20 protein-coding genes are annotated in these 19,366 nt (G+C 35.9%); 3 read left to right on the top strand and 17 right to left on the bottom strand.

Going from position 1 to position 19,366, the window contains the following annotated elements; translation table 11 throughout:
- Nucleotides 1-98 precede the first annotated feature (98 nt).
- The 6 genes from EK417_RS04545 to EK417_RS04520 form a co-directional block, all read right to left on the bottom strand.
- Nucleotides 99-470, bottom strand: a complete 372-nt coding sequence (locus tag EK417_RS04545; protein ID WP_136521452.1) for a cupin domain-containing protein — start codon at nucleotides 468-470, stop codon at nucleotides 99-101.
- Nucleotides 467-994, bottom strand: coding sequence for a GNAT family N-acetyltransferase (locus EK417_RS04540; RefSeq protein WP_136521451.1), 528 nt, complete (start codon nucleotides 992-994; stop codon nucleotides 467-469). The genes EK417_RS04545 and EK417_RS04540 overlap by 4 nt, the downstream gene beginning before the upstream one ends.
- Before the next feature lie 3 nt (nucleotides 995-997).
- Nucleotides 998-1,600 carry a DUF2911 domain-containing protein gene (locus EK417_RS04535; RefSeq protein WP_076594530.1) on the bottom strand — a complete coding sequence of 201 codons (603 nt, stop codon included), beginning with the start codon at nucleotides 1,598-1,600 and terminating at the stop codon, nucleotides 998-1,000.
- A 223-nt stretch (nucleotides 1,601-1,823) separates the two neighbouring features.
- The gene (locus EK417_RS04530; protein ID WP_076594529.1) at nucleotides 1,824-2,336 is read right to left on the bottom strand and encodes a methylated-DNA--[protein]-cysteine S-methyltransferase; all 513 of its coding nucleotides are present in this window, start codon (nucleotides 2,334-2,336) and stop codon (nucleotides 1,824-1,826) included.
- A 47-nt stretch (nucleotides 2,337-2,383) separates the two neighbouring features.
- A complete protein-coding gene (locus EK417_RS04525) occupies nucleotides 2,384-2,920 on the bottom strand; it encodes a DinB family protein (protein ID WP_136521450.1) in 537 nt (178 codons plus the stop codon).
- Nucleotides 2,921-2,972: 52 nt separating this feature from the next.
- Nucleotides 2,973-3,491: a Crp/Fnr family transcriptional regulator gene (locus EK417_RS04520; RefSeq protein ID WP_110367207.1), complete on the bottom strand. Its 519-nt coding sequence runs from the start codon at nucleotides 3,489-3,491 to the stop codon at nucleotides 2,973-2,975.
- Between the two features lie 69 nt (nucleotides 3,492-3,560).
- Here EK417_RS04520 and EK417_RS04515 point away from each other — a divergent pair, with 69 nt between their 5' ends.
- Both EK417_RS04515 and EK417_RS04510 read left to right on the top strand, forming a co-directional pair.
- On the top strand, nucleotides 3,561-4,415 hold the full coding sequence (locus tag EK417_RS04515) for a hypothetical protein (RefSeq protein ID WP_110367208.1): 855 nt from the start codon (nucleotides 3,561-3,563) through the stop codon (nucleotides 4,413-4,415).
- A gap of 3 nt (nucleotides 4,416-4,418) precedes the next feature.
- Nucleotides 4,419-5,462 carry a hypothetical protein gene (locus EK417_RS04510; protein ID WP_136521449.1) on the top strand — a complete coding sequence of 348 codons (1,044 nt, stop codon included), beginning with the start codon at nucleotides 4,419-4,421 and terminating at the stop codon, nucleotides 5,460-5,462.
- Between the two features lie 49 nt (nucleotides 5,463-5,511).
- Here EK417_RS04510 and EK417_RS04505 read toward each other — a convergent pair whose 3' ends face one another.
- The 10 genes from EK417_RS04505 to EK417_RS04460 form a co-directional block, all read right to left on the bottom strand.
- Nucleotides 5,512-6,366, bottom strand: coding sequence for a hypothetical protein (locus EK417_RS04505; RefSeq protein WP_136521448.1), 855 nt, complete (start codon nucleotides 6,364-6,366; stop codon nucleotides 5,512-5,514).
- Entirely contained in the window at nucleotides 6,356-7,333 is a 978-nt protein-coding gene (locus EK417_RS04500) for a polymorphic toxin type 23 domain-containing protein (protein WP_110367211.1), read from the bottom strand. Before EK417_RS04500 ends, EK417_RS04505 begins: the two co-directional genes overlap by 11 nt.
- A 20-nt stretch (nucleotides 7,334-7,353) precedes the next feature.
- Nucleotides 7,354-8,007: a hypothetical protein gene (locus tag EK417_RS04495; RefSeq protein WP_136521447.1), complete on the bottom strand. Its 654-nt coding sequence runs from the start codon at nucleotides 8,005-8,007 to the stop codon at nucleotides 7,354-7,356.
- A 393-nt stretch (nucleotides 8,008-8,400) separates the two neighbouring features.
- Complete coding sequence (locus tag EK417_RS04490; RefSeq protein WP_136521446.1) at nucleotides 8,401-8,901, bottom strand: hypothetical protein; 501 nt, start codon at nucleotides 8,899-8,901, stop codon at nucleotides 8,401-8,403.
- A gap of 285 nt (nucleotides 8,902-9,186) precedes the next feature.
- A complete protein-coding gene (locus EK417_RS04485; RefSeq protein ID WP_136521445.1) occupies nucleotides 9,187-9,630 on the bottom strand; it encodes a hypothetical protein in 444 nt (147 codons plus the stop codon).
- Nucleotides 9,631-9,660: 30 nt separating this feature from the next.
- A complete protein-coding gene (locus EK417_RS04480; RefSeq protein ID WP_136521444.1) occupies nucleotides 9,661-10,854 on the bottom strand; it encodes a hypothetical protein in 1,194 nt (397 codons plus the stop codon).
- A 210-nt stretch (nucleotides 10,855-11,064) separates the two neighbouring features.
- Complete coding sequence (gene carB / locus EK417_RS04475) at nucleotides 11,065-14,244, bottom strand: carbamoyl-phosphate synthase large subunit (protein ID WP_136521443.1); 3,180 nt, start codon at nucleotides 14,242-14,244, stop codon at nucleotides 11,065-11,067.
- A gap of 46 nt (nucleotides 14,245-14,290) precedes the next feature.
- Nucleotides 14,291-14,653, bottom strand: a complete 363-nt coding sequence (locus tag EK417_RS04470) for a four helix bundle protein (RefSeq protein WP_110367216.1) — start codon at nucleotides 14,651-14,653, stop codon at nucleotides 14,291-14,293.
- 11 nt (nucleotides 14,654-14,664) lie between these two features.
- The gene (locus tag EK417_RS04465) at nucleotides 14,665-15,747 is read right to left on the bottom strand and encodes a carbamoyl phosphate synthase small subunit (RefSeq protein WP_110367217.1); all 1,083 of its coding nucleotides are present in this window, start codon (nucleotides 15,745-15,747) and stop codon (nucleotides 14,665-14,667) included.
- A gap of 156 nt (nucleotides 15,748-15,903) precedes the next feature.
- Nucleotides 15,904-16,794 carry an aspartate carbamoyltransferase catalytic subunit gene (locus tag EK417_RS04460; RefSeq protein WP_110367218.1) on the bottom strand — a complete coding sequence of 297 codons (891 nt, stop codon included), beginning with the start codon at nucleotides 16,792-16,794 and terminating at the stop codon, nucleotides 15,904-15,906.
- Nucleotides 16,795-17,033: 239 nt separating this feature from the next.
- Here EK417_RS04460 and EK417_RS04455 point away from each other — a divergent pair, with 239 nt between their 5' ends.
- A complete protein-coding gene (locus EK417_RS04455) occupies nucleotides 17,034-17,495 on the top strand; it encodes an Lrp/AsnC family transcriptional regulator (protein ID WP_089696583.1) in 462 nt (153 codons plus the stop codon).
- 396 nt (nucleotides 17,496-17,891) lie between these two features.
- Here the strand turns inward: EK417_RS04455 and argH are convergent, their stop codons facing one another.
- Nucleotides 17,892-19,196: an argininosuccinate lyase gene (argH, locus tag EK417_RS04450; protein ID WP_136521442.1), complete on the bottom strand. Its 1,305-nt coding sequence runs from the start codon at nucleotides 19,194-19,196 to the stop codon at nucleotides 17,892-17,894.
- Nucleotides 19,197-19,366 lie beyond the last annotated feature (170 nt).

Below are 19,366 nucleotides of genomic sequence, written 5' to 3'. Positions count from 1 at the left end.
ATATAAGTTGATTAAGTGTCAACTTATTTTAGGACGGGACAATAAATATAAAAAAGGCAAATCCGTAGATTTGCCTTTTTTATATTTTTGAAATTCTGTTAATCTACTCCTTCTTCTTCCCTGTGCACCAGCTCCATAGAAAATGCAGGAAGACAAATTGCAAGATATTCGCAAGGTTCTGAAAACGGATTACTGTAACGGATTCTTGCTCCTTTTTCAATAAGGATGCTTTGTCCTTTTTCAAGAACAACAATCTCTCCGTCTATTTCAAATTGCTTTTTCCCTGAAATAATATAGGTAAACTCATCAAATTCAGGAGTCTGGTGAGGCTCACTCCAATCCGGAGGAGCTACCATATGGGCAATAGAAATACTAGAATTCCCTGTAGAGTTTCCCCAATGTTCTTCTATCAGTTTTCCGTCTGTAGTAGGCACTACAAATGGTGATTGTTGGATTTTATATTTCTTCATGTCCAGTGTTCTTTTTTGATTTCATAAACAAAATTGGTTCTTGAAGGCTCTGCAAAATAAGCCACTTCTTCTTCAGCTATTTTTTGTCCCCCCAATCTTTCCAAAGCTGTCTGCGAACGGAAATTCTCTTTTCCGATATGGAAGTGAACCTTATCTACAAACTGGAAGATATAATCCAGCATCAGCTTTTTAACCTGAGGATTAATACCTTTTCCCCATGATTTTGTTCCGTAGAAAGTATATCCGATGAAAATATGATTATCTACTTCATCAAAATCATAATAACGGCTGCTTCCCAATACATCACCGGTTGCTTTCTCTATAATTTTGAAAGCACCTTTACTTTCCATAGCTCCCGTGAAAAAGTTTTCAAAAACTTCTCTCTTGTAACGATCTTTGTTGGGATGTTGCTCCCATACTTTCGGGTCAGAAGCTACTTCATACAAAGATTCGAAATCCCCTTGCTGTAAGGGGATTAATTGAAAATCTTCATTCTCTAAAACAGGCTGAACAGAAAAATTCATTATTTAGCTCTTTTTAGTAGAATCAGATTCTATTTTCTTGATTTCTTTCAACTTGTCGGAAATCTTGATTACGGTGTCTAATTTTGATGGTTTCAATGGAACTTCTGCCTGAGCCATATCCCATTTGATTACCAGGTTACCTGAATTTTCATCAGTAGGATTTAAAGTGATTTCAAACCACTCCTGTTTGTCAGCCAGCTTGTTAACCGGCACAGTAACATCTACTACATCCTGTTTAGGATCGTATGTATAAGCTCCCCATTGCTGGAAATCTTTATTCAGGATTACTTTCCATTCTTTTTCTGTAGGAACGATAAATAATCCATATGTTCCCGCCTGCACTGTTTTCCCACCGAAGTTAACGGCTTGTCCGAAAGTAATTTTCGTAGAAGAGTTAGCTCCTGCTCTCCAAACCTGGCCATAAGGAACCAATTCTCCGAAGATCTTACGCCCCTTCACTCCCGGTCTTCCATAATCAATGGTGATTTTAGACATTGAAAACTGCTGCTCTACTTTTTGGCGAGGACTTGCCGCCGGTACAGAATAATCCTGAGCAAAACTGAATGCTGAAACTGAAATGCAAACTGCTATTATTAACTTTTTCACGTGTAAATTTTTGTTTAAAATTACAAAAATCAAAGCAAAACAGCTTTCACAAACTTCGTTAATTTTTTTTTAACCGATATTTTTCTATGAAGATATTTTTTAACCAAGTGCCTGTAAAAAGTAAAATATCAACTATTGAACAATTTACTTTTCTTAATAGTTTTCTCATTTATAAGTTGGATGGAATGAAAAACAAAATAAGAATAAATTGTTTTTCATAGTTCTAAAATAAAATAGCCTTTTCCAGCTCCAGCAGCTTTTGCTTTCTCCAGATTCCTCCGGCATAGCCTACCAACTCACCGTTTGAACCTATCACACGATGGCAGGGAATTAAAATAGCAATTTTATTGATTCCGTTGGCTGTTCCTACAGCACGTATTGCCTTAGGGTTTCCTAATATTTCTGACTGCTGTTTATAGGTTCTTATTTCACCCATCGGAATTTCACGCAGCAGCTGCCAGACCTTCTCCTGAAACTCTGTTCCCGTAGTAAATAACGGAACATCAAATTGACTTCTTTTTCCCTCAAAATATTCTTTCAATTCCTTTTCCAGCTGCACAAAATGACGATGTTCCTTTTCTACCATTTCTGCTTTTAAGGCCTTTGATAAAGCCGTCAGCTGTCTCTCAATACTCTTCCGGTCTGTAAATTCAAGCAGACAGATTCCCTGATCTACAGCACAGGCGATCATTTCTCCCAATGGGGTGGATATGTTTTTTTGGTGTATCATTTCCATTCGTTTAAAATTAAGCTTTTTGGAAATCATATATTCTTTTTAATGCATTAAATTTTTTTTATCTGTTCAACATGTCTTTCATTATGATAAATAACAAAACGGAAAGTATCTCCAAGCTTCAGTTTGATCAGTTTTGAAATACTGATATGGGTTTTTGTCTTTTCCAGATCAACATATTGTGCTTTTTCCAATAACTCAAGTAATTGTCCCTGATGGTTAATGAATATATCCACTACCCTTTTATCCAGATTGCTGTGGATCGGATTCATGGCTTTAAGCGTTTTCATTGTATTCAGTTTCTCTTTGGGAAGCATGCTTTTAGCAAAATAATTTCCAAGAATTCCGGGTTTAAAATAGGATTGGGAAGACTTTCCGGCAGAAGAAACAGCCCGGCTGATTTCAGGAATATAAAAATCTCCGTATCGGTTAAGATGTTCCAGACATTCCAATTTACTCCAGCTTTCTGCTGAAGTTCTGAAATTCAGATCATGTTCCGGCTTTACAGACAACATTTCAGCAAAGTGTAAATGCCCTTCTGTCTTATTTTTTAATTCATTCAGTAATTCTGAGGTTGAAATTTTCATTATTTTTTTATACAAATATGCTGATCCGGATGTTCTTAAATCTTGATTGAACTCAAGATTTTTTAAGTCTGGACAAAGTTTCCGGCGACATTCTCAGATAATTAGCGATATATTTATTAGGAACCTCCTGAAATAGCTTCGGACTTCGTTTTAAAACCCTTTCAAAGCGTTCACCAGGCGCATTGATGAGCAGATCTTTTTCTCTTTCAAGCTGCTGTAATACGAGATCTTCCAGAATATTCATCCAGAAATTCATATGTTTCTCATCTGATTGCACAAACTCATAAAAATCCTTTTTCGAAGCCATTTTTACTTTTGTTTTTTTAATCGCCTGAATATAAAGATCGGAAGGTTTTCCTGATAAAAAGGAATCCAGACTGACAATAATATTTCCGGTATATCCAAAACGAATGATCCTTTCTTCATTTTCATCCATCATAAAGATCCGCACACTTCCTTTTTCAATAAAATAAATAGAGGTATCTGCACTGCCCGAAATCTTCAGGAAATCATTTCGCTTGAATTCTTTCTTTTCCCAATGGATTCCACTTTGAAGCAATTTTTCAACCATTTCATTTTAGTATTTGCTTTTCCAAAGATAATAGGTAATTTTAAAGTTTTAAAACACTAATCACTGATAATGCTTAAAAGAACAGTACTTTTTATACTGCTTTCTGCCGGATTTTATGGGATGAAAGCACAGCAGACCATACCCTTCCGGATCACAAAGCACAATAATATCATTGTCAAGACCCTTGTCAACAACAAGGATTCTTTGGATCTGATGTTCCAGATCGCCATGAAAGAGTATTCAATTTCTCCCGACAGTAAGCGGAAAGCAGATCATATTGTTTTCAACAAAGAAGAACTCAGCGACCACAATACCGTACAAATTGGAAAAATCACTCAGAAGAATGCACGTTTTTTTGACAATCAGTTAACGGGTCACGAGGCAGACGGAAAAATCGGAACCGGAATTTTTGAAGGTAAAGCATTTAAAATAGATTACGATAACAACCAGTTTGTGATCTATGACAAAATGCCGGATCTAAAAGATTACCAACCTATTAACATCATCCTGGATCATGACAGCTTTTATCTGGCCGCAGATAATATCCTGGATGGAAATCAACAGCAGGAGGCTTATTTTGTTCTACAATCCGGATTTTCCGGAGCTATTCTTTACAGCAATGAGTTTGCTGAAGAAAAACATCTGGAGAAAAAGCTAAAGGTAACAGGAGAGAAAACACTAAAGAATTCTGAAGGTAAAACTTTAACGACCAAACAAGCTGTTCTTCCCTATTTTAAATTGGGAAAAAGTGTGTTTAAAGATGTTTCAGCAGGATATTTCTCCGGAGAACTGAAAACACAAAATGTAAGTTATCTGGGCGCCGATATGCTCCGCAGGTTCATTTGGATCTTTGATGCTGAGAGAAAGATGGCTTACATTAAACCCAGCAAGTACTTTTCCGAGCCTTATTACAAAATGAATTAAAATATGATAAACACTTTAATGCTAAAAAAGATCATTAAACCCAAAACGGTTGCTGCTCTTTTACTTTTGCCATTGGCCGTTCTATGCTGTAAGAAAGAAGAGAAAAAAACAGTGACTACAGAAATAAAAACATCGAATGATTCTATAAAAACGGTAAAAACTGAAGAGAAAATTAATTATACCGATTTTAATATTTTCAGTCTGTCCATCATTTCATCCGCAGAAAAGAATACTGATATGGATATTTTCATTTCTGTTTCAGACATCTATAAAGGAGAGCAGCCAATTCCTGCAGCTATTATGAAAAACCAGAAGCAGATGACCTATGAGGAACGCCAGCATTTTGAACTGGATGCACCCAGCAGAAAAAAACTGCTCAACGGAATTCAGCTCACAGAAAATGATTCTCTGTATATTCATGAATATGGCTCTAACAAACTTCAAAGAATGCCGATCAGCCAATTAAAAGCTGTAGCTTATTTAAGTCCTTATTCAGATGATGAAGATTTAGATCCGGATTCTTATATGATGGGATTTCAGGTAGCCACTCACCAAAAAACTACAGACTACGACCGATACAATAATGCCATCGCTTATTTTGGGAATAAAAATCCTTTCGTAGACAATAAAATGAAAGCTGTGAAATGGCAAAAAGCTGATGCAGCTATTTCAAAAAAATATTTTACCCATTCAAAATTAGTTCAGGGAAAAACCTATCAGGCACAATATGAGAACCTGACCTATTATCTGCAGGACTATCTTCAAGAAGGAAATATTGTAGATCGTAAACTGGTTGTCATCAATGATCGTAAAGAAAAAATTGCGGAGAAGACATTTAGTCTTGAAGGAAGTGATGGTGGAGAATTTCTTCCTCTGTACGGTATAGACGCCGATGAAGCCAATATTTTCCAATATACAGGTCATCTTTTCAAAGGAAAACCTCCTGTTATTTTTGGATTCATTGCCCAGTCTTTTGGCTGTCCTTCTATTAGCTTTTTAGATCAAAAAGAGAAGGATTTCCCGATCAATTGTGATAACAGACATTGATGTGCGAAGCAGTGAAGTGATAAAAAGGTTTTCTTTACACAAAACCTTTTTATTTATCTATCCAGTAATTAAGAACCCTATCCCCTTTAAAATATAACCATTTATACTTATTTTCATAATCAAAATATGTATTGAAGTGAAAATACATTCTCTTATTGATTTCATCAAAGTAAATTTTATTTTCTTTTGCAATGTCAGTACTGCACTTGCCTTCCGGAGAGCTGATCAGGTCACTATTGATAATGAGCTTGAAATTCTGTAAAGGCTTGTATTCGATTGGCATAGATGTTTTTTTATCTAAAAAGAATTCTTTATTGGCGCTGCCGAATCTTGTCTCCTCATCAAATTCAATACTCTGCATTTGTATCGAACCATCTTCTTTTCTTTTAAAATGCCAATAACTTTTGTGACAGCAGTCCTTATAAAAAGTAATTACTGAATGATGTTCATCTAAATAACCCAATTTAAAAAAATTAAAAAAGTTAATATTGATATATTCTTCTTTATCAAACAAAGAGTAATCGTAGTTCAGCTTTTTTTTACTTTTATAGGGCTGAATAGTGCTTATGAAAATAACCTTCCTTTCTCCATTATCATTTTTGACCGTATCAATAAATAGATACTGTTGTTCCAGTTTTTCATATTTCACCGGATCCAAGTATAATACATCATTGGTTTTTACTTCTGAATATCTGTTGGGATTATTGGTTCCGTAGAATGATTTCTTAGTATAATATCTGCTCACTTGGCGGGTATAGACCCTGAAATTGGATAAGCTGAGCTCTTTGAATCTGATCTCTTCGTTCTCACTTAATCTTTTAACTTCTTTTTCGGTTTGTTTATAAAAACTTTTACAACTCAACAAAGAAAGCAGAAAGAGGAGTAGGAATGTACTATTTTTCATGATTGGACAGATTAAGATTAGACATAATATATGAGCCGCCTGCTGAAATATAAAAAGGTCTTTGGTTCTGGTGATAAGAGCTTTTTGTGAGATAATGGATTATATTCTGAACTTCGGATAAATTGTAAACGTTATTAAGCCTTATAAATCCATTCCAGTGTTCCGCATTTCCTATCCCGAAATTCCAGAAACCATGATTAAAATATTTCTGCTTTGGATCAGCATAATCCACATATCCGAAAAGAAATTCATCCGCTGTATCAAAAGCAAGTTCTGAATATCCCGTAAACCTGTAGAAACCTGCATTAATATTATTGATTTTACGATCCATGGGTAAATTGATATTGACAAATCCACCACCGGTATAATATCTATCCTCTTTGTCTCCCAAGCCAATTTTTGCAATTGGCCATCCGCCATCGTTAAGATATCCGAACTGAAAATTGTCTATTTTAAAACCTAAAAACCCTACTCTTTGTCTACGTTTACATTTTGGAATGTTGGCAGAAAGATGATAAACCCAGTTGGTTCCAAAAGTAAATGAAGAATTAAAAGGATTCTGTAATGAAGGCTGAGTCAAGTCAGTAAAGTAATAAAGCGGTTTATTCCTGTTTGCAATATATTCCAGAGAATTGTTCCTGAATTCATTGTTGAAGCCGGAGGTTAATGACAATGAACCCGTCAATTGACTTGAAAAGCGTTTCCTGATGGTATCCTGATACGTACTCAAACCTCCGTAACTGATTGTATATTCGGCATTCAGAGCGGGAAGCAATGAATTAAAAGCCATATACCCAATTCCGGTGCTTATCCCAAACCGAATATTGGGAGTGCCGTACTGAAATTCTATGATCGCTTTTGCAGCCACCCCGATCTGAATATTCTTCGGTAGAACCGTCTGATTAACGAGCATTTGTGAAAACACAAATGAAGGAAATAAGATCAGTATATATTTCAATATTCTCATACTATTTGGTTTTTGAAATGCTACAGTCCATTTATTTTTTTACCCGTCTTCAGCCATTCTTTAAGGATATAATAAGCATCCCAGCCAACTCTGTAGGAAATATCATTTTTATATCCTTCCCGATCAGGAGCTTCTTTATCATCTTCATCAAATTTATTGGAAAGGTGGCAAAAACCAATCTGATGCATATATTCGTGGCACAGATTCACAGCAATAGCATAGGACAAGGGTAATTCCGGCATATCATCAATAATATTTTTATAATAGGCTGTCGTTACTCCTGTATCAGGACAAGTAGATCCCAATGCCGAATTGTGTTTCTCTTTAAAGTAGACTATCCAATCAACTTTATCTTTTTGATATAATCTTGAATAGATTGCGGTACCTGCAATTTTGGTGGAATCTTTTTTTGAGGGCTTACATTTTTCAGGTTTGCATCTATTCCAGCCCGGAAATTTTTTTTCAGTATATAAAGATTGAAATTCCACTGAATTAAAAACAGCGTTGGCAATGATAAAAGCCTCTTCCAGATTTTTTTTATAAATGCTTTTGTCAAAAACAGTGTTATCAAATGAAAAAGAACGATCATTATCTAAACGAATCTGGATTTTTTGTGAAAACATACAGGCGGACATAAAAAGTAACATCCACATTATCAGAGTTTGTCTTTTCATGGTAATAATTTGTGTTGATTAATCTCTTTAATTTAGTATTTTTTCAGTCAGATTGAATTTATATGACAATATTTCTACAATCAGCTATTCAATGAGTTTCCGTAACTTTATATAACAAATTTAGATACAAAACCTTATGTTTACCATCCCCCTTTAGGGTGATTTTATGTTCAACGGTAAGCATAAAAAATAAATCTGCTGATTATCAGATACAAGAGATAATTGCAACCGGTACGATGAAATGAAGGTACTTGTGAAAGCTTAAGGGATTACAAAACTATTTAATGCATTAGAATTATTTCAATCTATACAGACTGTGCCTTATATTTGAATTTATTTTTCTGATTATCTTTAATGAAATTCTTCCTTCGTCAGAAGCATTTACATTATCTTTTATATCACTGCAGAAGCCATCATAGACATATAGTAGTTGGCGCAGTGTAATGCATTAATTAACACAATTTCTTTCTCCGGAAAGGTTTCAAAGGCATCAGAGATCGTAATCTGATATTCGTAATTCATAGAGGTCCATTTCAGATGGGGCTTTATAATCATCAACTCAACGCCGCCCTGGTCAGTAAGAACAAATGATTCTTTAAAAATACCTCTGTGTTTGAAAAGATAACCATTCTTCACTCCGTCAAAATAGGTCTGCACCACAATTTCTCCGTTCCAGTTCATTCTGAATTTCAGAAGAACTCTTTCATGATCTTTAAGCTCAATGGTTGTTCCCCAAAAACCTTTTGGCTCCACCTGATAAGTTTGCCCATCGGCAATCTCAATAACAGCATTAAATTTAAACCAGCTAGTATAGATAAGTTTTCCAATTAATTTTTCTTCTCTTGTAATCTCAAAAGATAAAGAATTGCTTGATTTTGCGTAATATTCTGCCATGGTTATATTTTGATTTGGTGGAATTTTTATTAGTTTTTAAATAATAATAACAGCTTGAATTTTAACGCTCTAATTTATAAATAATTCGGTAAACATAAATGTATTTTTAAGCCGATATAATAAAAATGATTGATAATTACTTGGAGTTATCTTATTTTCCTTGATCAATTGCGTTCAGGTTTTCATTAAGCAGTTTTTATTATCGTAATAAAAAACCTGATAGACTTCAAAAATCTATCAGGTCTAAATCATTTCCAGATTATTCTTATTAAATCCTTTTAACTTCTAATTAATTTTATACACATAATGATTACTGATATACCTGCTTTTATCCTTCAGTTTTTCAGGATAAAATATTGTTCCATCAATCTCAACACTTTTAATCCTGTATCTCCAGCTTCCATTATGGCTTTTGTAAATTTTTGTTGTTGAATTGGGATAAAGCTCAAGGGCAATGGAAGAATCTCTCACTTCTATTTTTTCAAGAGACTTTGGATTTTTGATTTTATAAAAAGCCCGTGGTGAAAGTATTCCATGTTCATAATTAAATCCAATGCTGCCGGGTTCATTATCCATTGCTTTTGAGATGGGATAAGTGTAATTGATCTTTATTATTTTTTTTGAGTCGGTCAGGTTTTGAATATAAAAATCAGTTAACCAGGAACATCCTGAAAGCACTGCTAACAAAATACAACACAGAAATCCTATCGTAATTGACTTTATGCTCATTGGAAGTAATAATTTTAATCGCTTTTGTTATTAATTTATTCTTATAAAATAATTGATAGCCATATTTTTTGGCCGGTTTTCTGTTCCTCCTGCGTTGGCAATAATTAAAGGAACTGTAGTCCTATCATAACCACTAACAATTTGTGAGCCATCAAGATCTCCATCTGCTCCGGAAGTATTTCCCGAAACTGCCAGAGGTGTTGTCACTGCGCCTCCGAAAGTTTGTTGTACAATTTGATGATTATGTTCCTTAAACTCATCCTTCTGAATACTACCACGTACCCTATTGTCAGAAGGGTCTTTTTGATATTGAGGAACTGGAGGAATACCATTTCCAGCTTCATTTGAATCAAATATATTATTTCCACGTAGAAAAACACCTCTTAAATCCGGGACATTATTCAAATTTTGTGCAGCGCGTGCCAATCCACAAGTACTATCAATTCTTCTTCCGTCACAAGGTGCCCATTTTGAATATCTGCTATTCCAGTTCTTATCAGGATTTGTCAGATTATTTTTCGTCACTTCCTGAAATTCTTCCCAACTTAAATAGGAGCAAAGTATTGTCCCTACAGGAAAATCTTTGTTAAATCCACTAGGAAGCCCATTTAATAAACAGTTTACAGGTCCCTTATCTGTGTCTAAGAAAAAGAAAATATCTTTGGACGGGTCGCTTCTTTTGAAAGTAATTGAATTATTGTCATCAAGGATACCGCCTTTATTAAAGCTTTTGCTTATTTCTATCCCGTTGGTTATTTTATAATCTTCAACAACAGGGCTTGGATCCGTACTTGATATTTTGTTATAGAAAATATAAATGGTTATTCCTTCATCTCCTTCCTGAACCACTGTTGATAATCCTTTTTTATTATTTTGAACTTCTAAGCATTTCACATATCCATCAATAACATCTTTATTGGGCGTATGTAAACTAAAAGAATCAAAGAATGATTGTGAGACTGTAATCGTTTCCAGTGATTTAACCTTCTCCTGAAAATTATTAATTTCATCGCCGGAAGCTCCAAGGTTTAAGACATTTTTAACCATTGATGTAGGATCAATTGCTTCAAAACCAAATGAAAATTTCTTAGCTTTAAAATCATCTTTGAATTTTTCGGATTCATAATATTTCTTCAGATCATAAAGAAAATTACCTGTTTTTACGACATTCAAAGTGGTATAAATTCCACCCTCCAGAAGCTTTGTACATTGATTAGGTTCCATTTGTATAGTTTTTTGAGGTTAGTGAGTGAGTTTTTACATATAATGAAAGTTGTATTATCAAACTTTCATTTGTTATGACGTACCAAAAGTACTCTGTATGAAATCGTATGTCAATTACCCTTTTGTGGTATTATTTTATTAGGTTTGGGCATAAAAAAACCTCATAGATTTCAAAAATCTATGAGGTTTAGAATATTTATTTTGATCGAATTACATCGTCTCCATTTTGAAGCTCATGCTTTCGATTACTTTTAGAATTGCTTCTACCGTATCCATTGACGTTAAACAAGGAACACCGTTTTCCACACTCATTCTTCTGATCTGGAATCCGTCTCTTTCTGCCTGCTTACCTTTTGTAGTGGTATTTACAACATACTGAACTTTTCCTTTCTGGATCAGGTCGATAAGATTTACACTTTCTTCTCCGATTTTGTATCCGATTTTGCAAGGAATTCCTTTTTCTTCAAAGAATTTCGCAGTACCTTCTGTAGCCCAGATTCTGAATCCTACTTCATGGAATCTTGCTGCCAGAGCTGCTGCCTCATCTTTATGCTTATCTGCTACTGTGAACAGGATAGATCCGTGCATAGGAACTTTTCTTCCTGCTGCAACCAATCCTTTGTAAAGTGCTTTCTCAAGGGTTGTATCTTTCCCCATAACTTCTCCTGTAGACTTCATTTCAGGGCCTAAAGAGATATCCACTTTCGTTAGTTTAGAGAAAGAGAATACCGGTACTTTTACAAATACGCCTTCTTTGTTTGGAACCAGACCATTTTTGTACCCTAGATCTTTCAGTTTTTGTCCCAGGATAGCCTTTGTTGCAAGGTTTGCCATTGGCACTTCTGTGATTTTAGACAAGAAAGGAACTGTTCTTGATGAACGTGGATTTACTTCGATTACATAAACATTTCCTTCGAAAAGAACGTACTGGATGTTCATTAATCCAATAACCTTTAATCCTTTTGCCAGTCTCTGTGTATAGTCTACCAAAGTCTCAATCTCGCTTTGAGAGATATTCTGTGGAGGATACACCGCGATAGAGTCTCCGGAGTGAACTCCCGCTCTTTCGATATGCTCCATAATTCCTGGAATCACTACTGTTTCACCTTCACAGATGGCATCTACTTCAATTTCCTTTCCTACCATGTATTTGTCTACCAATACAGGGTGTTCAGGGCTGGCTTCTACTGCATTTTCCATGTAGTGGGCCAGTTCTGCTTCTGCGTATACAATTTCCATCGCTCTACCTCCAAGAACGTAGCTTGGACGCACCAATACCGGATAACCGATTTCGTTGGCAATTTTTATCGCTTCTTCTTTCGAAGTGGAAGTTCTTCCTTTTGGCTGAGGAATTCCCAGTTCCTGAAGTGCTTTTTCGAATTTGTCTCTGTTTTCAGCTCTGTCAAGATCTTCCAGTGAAGTTCCTAAGATCTGTACTCCGTGAGAGGCTAATTTATCTGCAAGGTTAATGGCAGTCTGTCCTCCGAACTGTACTACTACTCCTTTTGGTTTTTCAAGTTCGATGATGTTCATTACATCTTCTTCTGTAAGCGGCTCGAAGTATAGTTTATCAGAGATAGAGAAGTCTGTAGAAACTGTTTCAGGGTTGTTGTTGATGATAATCGCTTCATAACCCATTTCTTTGATCGCCCATACTGAGTGAACGGTTGCGTAGTCAAACTCAACTCCCTGTCCGATTCTGATTGGTCCTGAACCCAGTACGATGATTTTTTCTTTGTCTGAAACAACACTTTCGTTTTCTTCTTCGTAAGTTCCGTAGAAATAAGGGGTTTCAGATTCAAACTCAGCGGCGCAAGTGTCTACCATTTTGTACACCGGCATGATTCCGTTTTCTTTTCTGAAGTTGAAAACCTCACGCTCTTTTACATCCCAAAGAACAGCAATATTGATATCTGCGAAACCTAGTCTCTTCGCTTCAATTAATGTTTCTTTATCGAATTTGTTTGCAGCGATTACTTTTTCGAAGTCCACTAACTTTTTCAGTTTCCAGATAAAGAACTTGTCTATTTTACTCCATTCTACGATTTGCTCCCAGTCGTATCCTCTTCTTAAAGCATCCCCGATGATGAATAATCTCTCATCGTCGCATACTCTGATTCGTCTTTCAATTTCTTCAGCAGTAAGTGCCTGAGCCTGCTTGGTTTTTAATCCTAAATGTTTGATTCCCGTTTCTAATGAACGGATTGCTTTCTGTAAAGATTCCTCAAGGTTTCTTCCGATTGCCATTACTTCACCGGTTGCTTTCATCTGAGTGGAAAGTCTTCTGTCTGCTGTTTCGAATTTATCGAATGGGAATCTTGGGAATTTTGTTACTACGTAGTCAAGAGCCGGCTCAAAACATGCGTATGTTTTTCCTGTTACCGGGTTCATGATTTCATCCAGAGTCAATCCTACAGCAATCTTTGCAGCAATCTTTGCAATCGGATACCCTGTTGCTTTACTTGCTAATGCTGATGAGCGGGATACTCTAGGGTTTACCTCAATGATATAGTAGTCGAATGAATGTGGATCTAAAGCTAACTGTACGTTACATCCTCCTTCAATTCCCAACGCTCTGATGATTTTCAGGGAAGCATTTCTCAGTAGCTGATACTCTCTGTCTGAAAGGGTCTGAGAAGGTGCTACTACGATAGAGTCTCCTGTGTGAACGCCTACCGGGTCAATATTTTCCATGTTACAAACTACAATGGCGTTGTCGTTTGCATCACGCATTACTTCATATTCAATTTCTTTGAAACCAGCGATTGATTTTTCAATAAGACACTGTGTAACAGGACTGTGTTTTAGTCCCAATTCAGCAATCTCTTTCAATTCAACCTCTGTAGAAGCGATACCACCTCCGGTTCCTCCCATTGTAAATGCAGGACGAACAATTACTGGATATCCGATTTCATCTGCGAAAGCAAGGGCTCCTTCTACCGTGTTTACGATATCAGATTCCGGAACCGGTTCGTTCAGTTCTCTCATCAGCTCACGGAAAAGGTCTCTGTCTTCTGCTCTGTTGATGGCAGAAAGCTTTGTTCCCAAAACTTCCACTTTGCATTCTTCAAGAATTCCTGATTTCTCCAGTTCTACCGCCATGTTAAGACCTGTCTGGCCTCCAAGAGTTGGTAATAATGCATCCGGACGTTCTTTTCTGATGATGTGGCTTACAAACTGTAATGAAATCGGCTCGATATATACTTTATCAGCGATTTCCACATCCGTCATGATCGTTGCAGGGTTTGAGTTGATCAAAATTACCTTGTAGCCTTCTTCCTTCAAAGACAGACAAGCCTGCGTTCCTGCGTAATCAAATTCAGCTGCCTGACCGATGATGATAGGTCCTGAACCGATTACTAAAATTGTTTTTATATCGTTTCTTTTCATAGGGGTTTAAAATGTAACAATTTATCAATCTAACAGTGTAACAATGTTACTGTCCGTTTTCATTTGATAAACTTGTGCTTAAAATTTTATAAATAATTTTTCCAATTTCTATAATCTGTGTTTCCAAGTTTTCATTAAATGGATAACTTTGAGAATGTTTACACAGATATAACCAATATTTTGTTTCTTCAAGCTCTTTAGCAGCAATTTTAATTTTATTCACAAAATCTTTTTTACTGTAGGGATTTTGTGCTTCAAAAGAATTTGCGCCAATACTTGTTCCAGAACGTAATAATTGTTTAGCAATAACAAATTTCTTTTTACTTTCCAATAATTCACAGAACTCTATAATATCTAATGAGAACTTAACGGTTTTTTCAATTAAAGGATTGTTTTCGAAATTGATCATTTTAATTATTGTTAAACTGGTACATTTTTAAATTGGTACATTAAATCAATGAACTCATCAAACAGGTAGTTTGCATCTTCCGGGCCAGGACTTGCTTCAGGGTGATACTGAACTGAGAAGCAAGGGTGAATTTTATGTTTCAACCCTTCATTTGTTCTGTCGTTCAATGCGATGTGCGTTTCGATAAGATCTGTTCCTTTTAAGCTTTCCTGATCTACCGCGTATCCGTGGTTTTGAGAAGTAATAGCTACTGTATTTTTCTCCAGATCCAATACCGGGTGGTTTCCTCCTCTGTGTCCGAATTTCAGTTTGAAAGTTTTCGCTCCACAGGCAAGACCAATCAGCTGGTGTCCCAAACAGATTCCGAAGATTGGGACTTTTCCTAATAATCCTCTGATCATATCTAAAGCATGTGGTACATCTTCCGGGTCACCAGGACCGTTTGACAACATAATTCCGTCCGGATCCATCAACAGGATTTCTTCTGCTGTTGTATCCTGGGAAACCACAATGATATCACAGTTTCTTTGAGACAGTTCTCTGATAATTCCCAATTTTGCCCCGAAATCTACCAATACTACTTTAAAACCTCTGTTTGGATTAGCATAAGGTGTTTTTGTAGAAACTTCCTCTACCTGATTGATTGGGAAACTCGTTGCCTTCAATTCTGAAGCTACTGCAGCTTCGTCAGTATCTGCATTTACAATTTTTCCTTTTACTACTCCATGGTTACGAAGAACTCTTGTTAGTCTTCTTGTGTCAATTCCTGAAATTCCTGAAAGGTTTTTCTTTTTAAATAATTCGTCTAAAGTAATCTGAGTACGGAAATTGGAAGGAAGATCGCAAAGTTCTTTTACGATAAGCCCTTTGATTGCCGGCTCAATACTTTCATAATCATCACGGTTAATACCATAATTTCCGATAAGCGGATAGGTCATACAAACTATCTGACCGCAATACGATGGGTCAGAAATCAATTCCTGATACCCTGTCATTCCGGTATTGAAAACTACTTCCCCTGCAGTTTCCAATTCTGCTCCGAAACCTTCTCCATGAAACACTTCACCGGACTCCAGTATTAATTTTTTCTTCATTTTAAACTTTTATCTCTTATTATTTATTATATGTCATTAACAGGTCGCCCTTACAGGGCTTGGATTGTCTACATCCTTTTTTTCATGGGTTTCACCCATTGCTATTAACAGGCCGCCCCTACGGGGCTTCTAAACTTTTAACTTTCGCCCTGGCTCTTATTTAAAAGTATATCCTTTAGTTTCCAATGCTTCTTTCAAAATGGCCATTCTTGTGAAAACACCATTCTGCATTTGCTTGAAAACTCTTGATCTTTCGCATTCTACAAGATCTGAATCTATTTCCACTCCTCTGTTGATCGGAGCCGGATGCATGATGATCGATTCTTTTTTCATGGCCTTTTCTCTTTCTTTGGTCAGTCCATATCTTTTATGGTATTCTGAAGCGGTGAAGCTCATTGCGGCATCGTGTCTTTCGTGCTGGATTCTTAATAGCATTAAAACATCCACTTCGCCGATCAGTTCATCTACTGACATATAAGTCCCGTTGATTAAGGCTCCTTCATCAAACCACTGTTCCGGTCCTGAGAAGTATACTTTAGCGCCTAACCTTCTTAAAGCCTCCGCATTGGAGTTCGCTACACGGCTGTGTTTTACATCTCCTACAATTCCTACTTTCAATCCTTCAAACTTTCCGAATTCCTGATAGATCGTCAGCAGATCCAGCATACATTGTGAAGGGTGGTTTCCTGTTCCATCTCCTCCGTTGATCACCGGAATATTAATATTTTTCAGTTCCTCGAAGTATCTGTCTTTCTTATCACGGATCACCACAAGGTTTACTCCTATACTTTCAATAGTCTTTACGGTGTCATAAAGACTTTCGCCTTTGTTTACCGAACTGTGTGATGCATCAAAGGGAACTACCTGAAGTCCCAGCTTTCTTTCTGCAAGATCAAAACTTGTTTTTGTTCTTGTACTGTCTTCGAAGAAAAGATTTGAGCAAAAAACTTCTCCTTCAATTTTAGCAGTTTTACCGTTTGCAAAAGCCAGTGCTTCTGTCAGTATACTGTTGATTCTCTCGGTGCTTAGTTCTGTAATCGTAAACATATTTCTAATTTTTGGACATAAAAAAAGCGAAGACAACAATCTTCGCTAATAACAATAAATATCGTAAAGGGCGCTCTCGCCCGGTAAATCTAATGATATAAATGCTTTTTTATTCATTAGGTGCAAAGATATAACAATTTTATGAACCGGCAAAAATTATGTTTAAAATAAATTTAAAACTTAAGTACTTCCTTATTCTCATTTAAAATTAATATTTTTGTTAGCCACAACTTTATTTTATGGATTTAAAAGACAAAATGATTCTCAGCATTATTCAGGAAGATTCCACACTTTCGGTTAAGGAAATTTCCGAAAAGATAGGCCTTACCTTTACTCCTACTTATGAACGCATCAAACAATTGGAGAAGCAGGGGATCATTCAGAAATATGTCGGGCTTTTAAACCGTGAAAAACTGGGTTTAAATATTGTGGTCTACTGTAACGTCCGTCTTAAGGAACAATCCAAGAAAGTATTGGAGACTTTTGAGAAACATATTGGAAACTATGATGAAGTACAGGAAATCATCAGCCTTTCCGGAGAGTATGACTATATGTTGAAGATTATTGCCAAGGACATCAATTCTTATAACGAATTTGCTGTTAATGTTATTTCAAATATTCCCAATATCGGACAATATCACAGTTCTATCGTACTTCACGAGGTAAAAAAATCTACCAAATTTAAAATTGATCTGGAATAATCTTTCTATTTTTAAACAAAACTGATTTAAACTTCTTGCTGAAAATCGAGGATTTTCTTGCGCCTTTGCGCTTACCAGCACATTTTATTTCTAATATCTTGTTAGGAAAACGCAAAGACGCGAAAGAAATTCATATACTTTTTGCTTTAAGGTGCAAAGATTTTATCTCCGATAAAATTAATACAGCCAATTTTAATTTTCAACTATAATCATAGTTTCAAAGTTTCAAAATCAATCATCAAATTCAAAGAGCAGAGTAAAATAAAGCCATTAAGGTCACTTAAGCAGATAAGATTTAAGATTAAGGCTTTCACAACGAAAAGACAGCAGGCTAAAATAATTTTAGAATTTCCACTGATTCTGCCTAAGTTTTTGCTGACCTTAATGACTTAGATTCTAACCCAATAATTTATTTTTCAGTTTATTAAACTGATATTCTATTTTATCCAGACAAAGATTTCCAATACTTCCCTGGTGGGTATGTTCAAGGTTTCCTAGTTCAAATTCAAACTTATTATTTTCGATCTCCTGCCCTACTTTCACATAAGCATCACGGAAAGAGCTGCCGTTTTTCACTTCTTCATTGATCTTTTCTACGCTGAAAAGATATTTGTACTTTTCATCTTCCAGAATTCCGTCTTTTACCTGAATATTTGGTAAAGTATAGCTTAATATCTCCAGACATTCCTTTAAAGAATCTATCGCTGGGAAAAGTATTTCTTTCGTCAGCTGTACATCTCTGTGATATCCTGAAGGCAGATTGCTTGTCAATAGAATCAATTCATTCGGAAGTGACTGGATTCTGTTGCATCGCGCACGAACCAGCTCAAAGATATCCGGATTCTTTTTATGAGGCATAATGCTGCTTCCTGTAGTAAATTCTTTCGGAAAGCTGATAAAGTCAAAATTCTGGCTTAAATACAGGCACACATCGTAAGCAAATTTACCAAGTGTTCCGGCTAAAGTAGCCATGGACATGGCCAGCATTTTTTCAGACTTTCCACGGGTCATCTGAGCGTACACAGAATTATAATTCATGGACTGGAAGCCTAGATTATAAGTGGTACTTTCGCGATTGATCGGAAATGAAGAACCATAACCAGCTGCTGATCCCAGTGGATTTTTATTAATGATATTTTTTACTGAAAACAGCATTTCCACATCATCCACAAGCGCTTCTGCATACGCTCCAAACCACAATCCGAATGAGGAAGGCATTGCAATCTGCAAGTGAGTATATCCTGGAAGCAAAACGTTTTTATGCTGATCCGCCAGCTGAATTAAAATCTGGAAAAACTCATCTGTAAGGGCTGTGATCTCACGGATTTCATCCAATAAATACAATTTGATATCCAGTAAAACCTGATCGTTTCTTGATCTTGCCGTATGGATTTTCTTTCCTGTATCTCCTAATTCTTCAATCAGGATTGCTTCTACCTGAGAATGGATATCCTCAGCATCTTTATCAATTTCAAAAGTTCCATCCTCAATCTGATTTAAAATATGATATAAAACAGACAGCATCTGCTCCGATTCTTCCTGAGTGATAATTCCGGTTTCTGCCAGCATTTTACAATGCGCCACAGAACCTTTCACGTCATATTTGGCTAAACGTTCATCAAAGTCAAGATCTTTACCGACTGTGAAATTATTGACTAATATATTGGTGGCAAGGTCATCCTTCTGCCATATCTTTTTCATATGTAATTGTTTATTTTTTTTAAATCATATGCAATCACCACTTCTGTCTGTTATATTACCAGAAAAATTCGCTGGTAGTGATTCATGATCATATTTGATTTAAAATATTTGTTGGTTTTGACATGCCCGGCAAGGCAATCCTTATTACTATTAACTATAAAAAAACATTT

The organism is Chryseobacterium candidae (genome assembly GCF_004916905.1).
Taxonomy (GTDB): Bacteria; Bacteroidota; Bacteroidia; order Flavobacteriales; family Weeksellaceae; genus Chryseobacterium; species Chryseobacterium candidae.
This window is presented reverse-complemented; position numbering and strand designations above follow the sequence as displayed.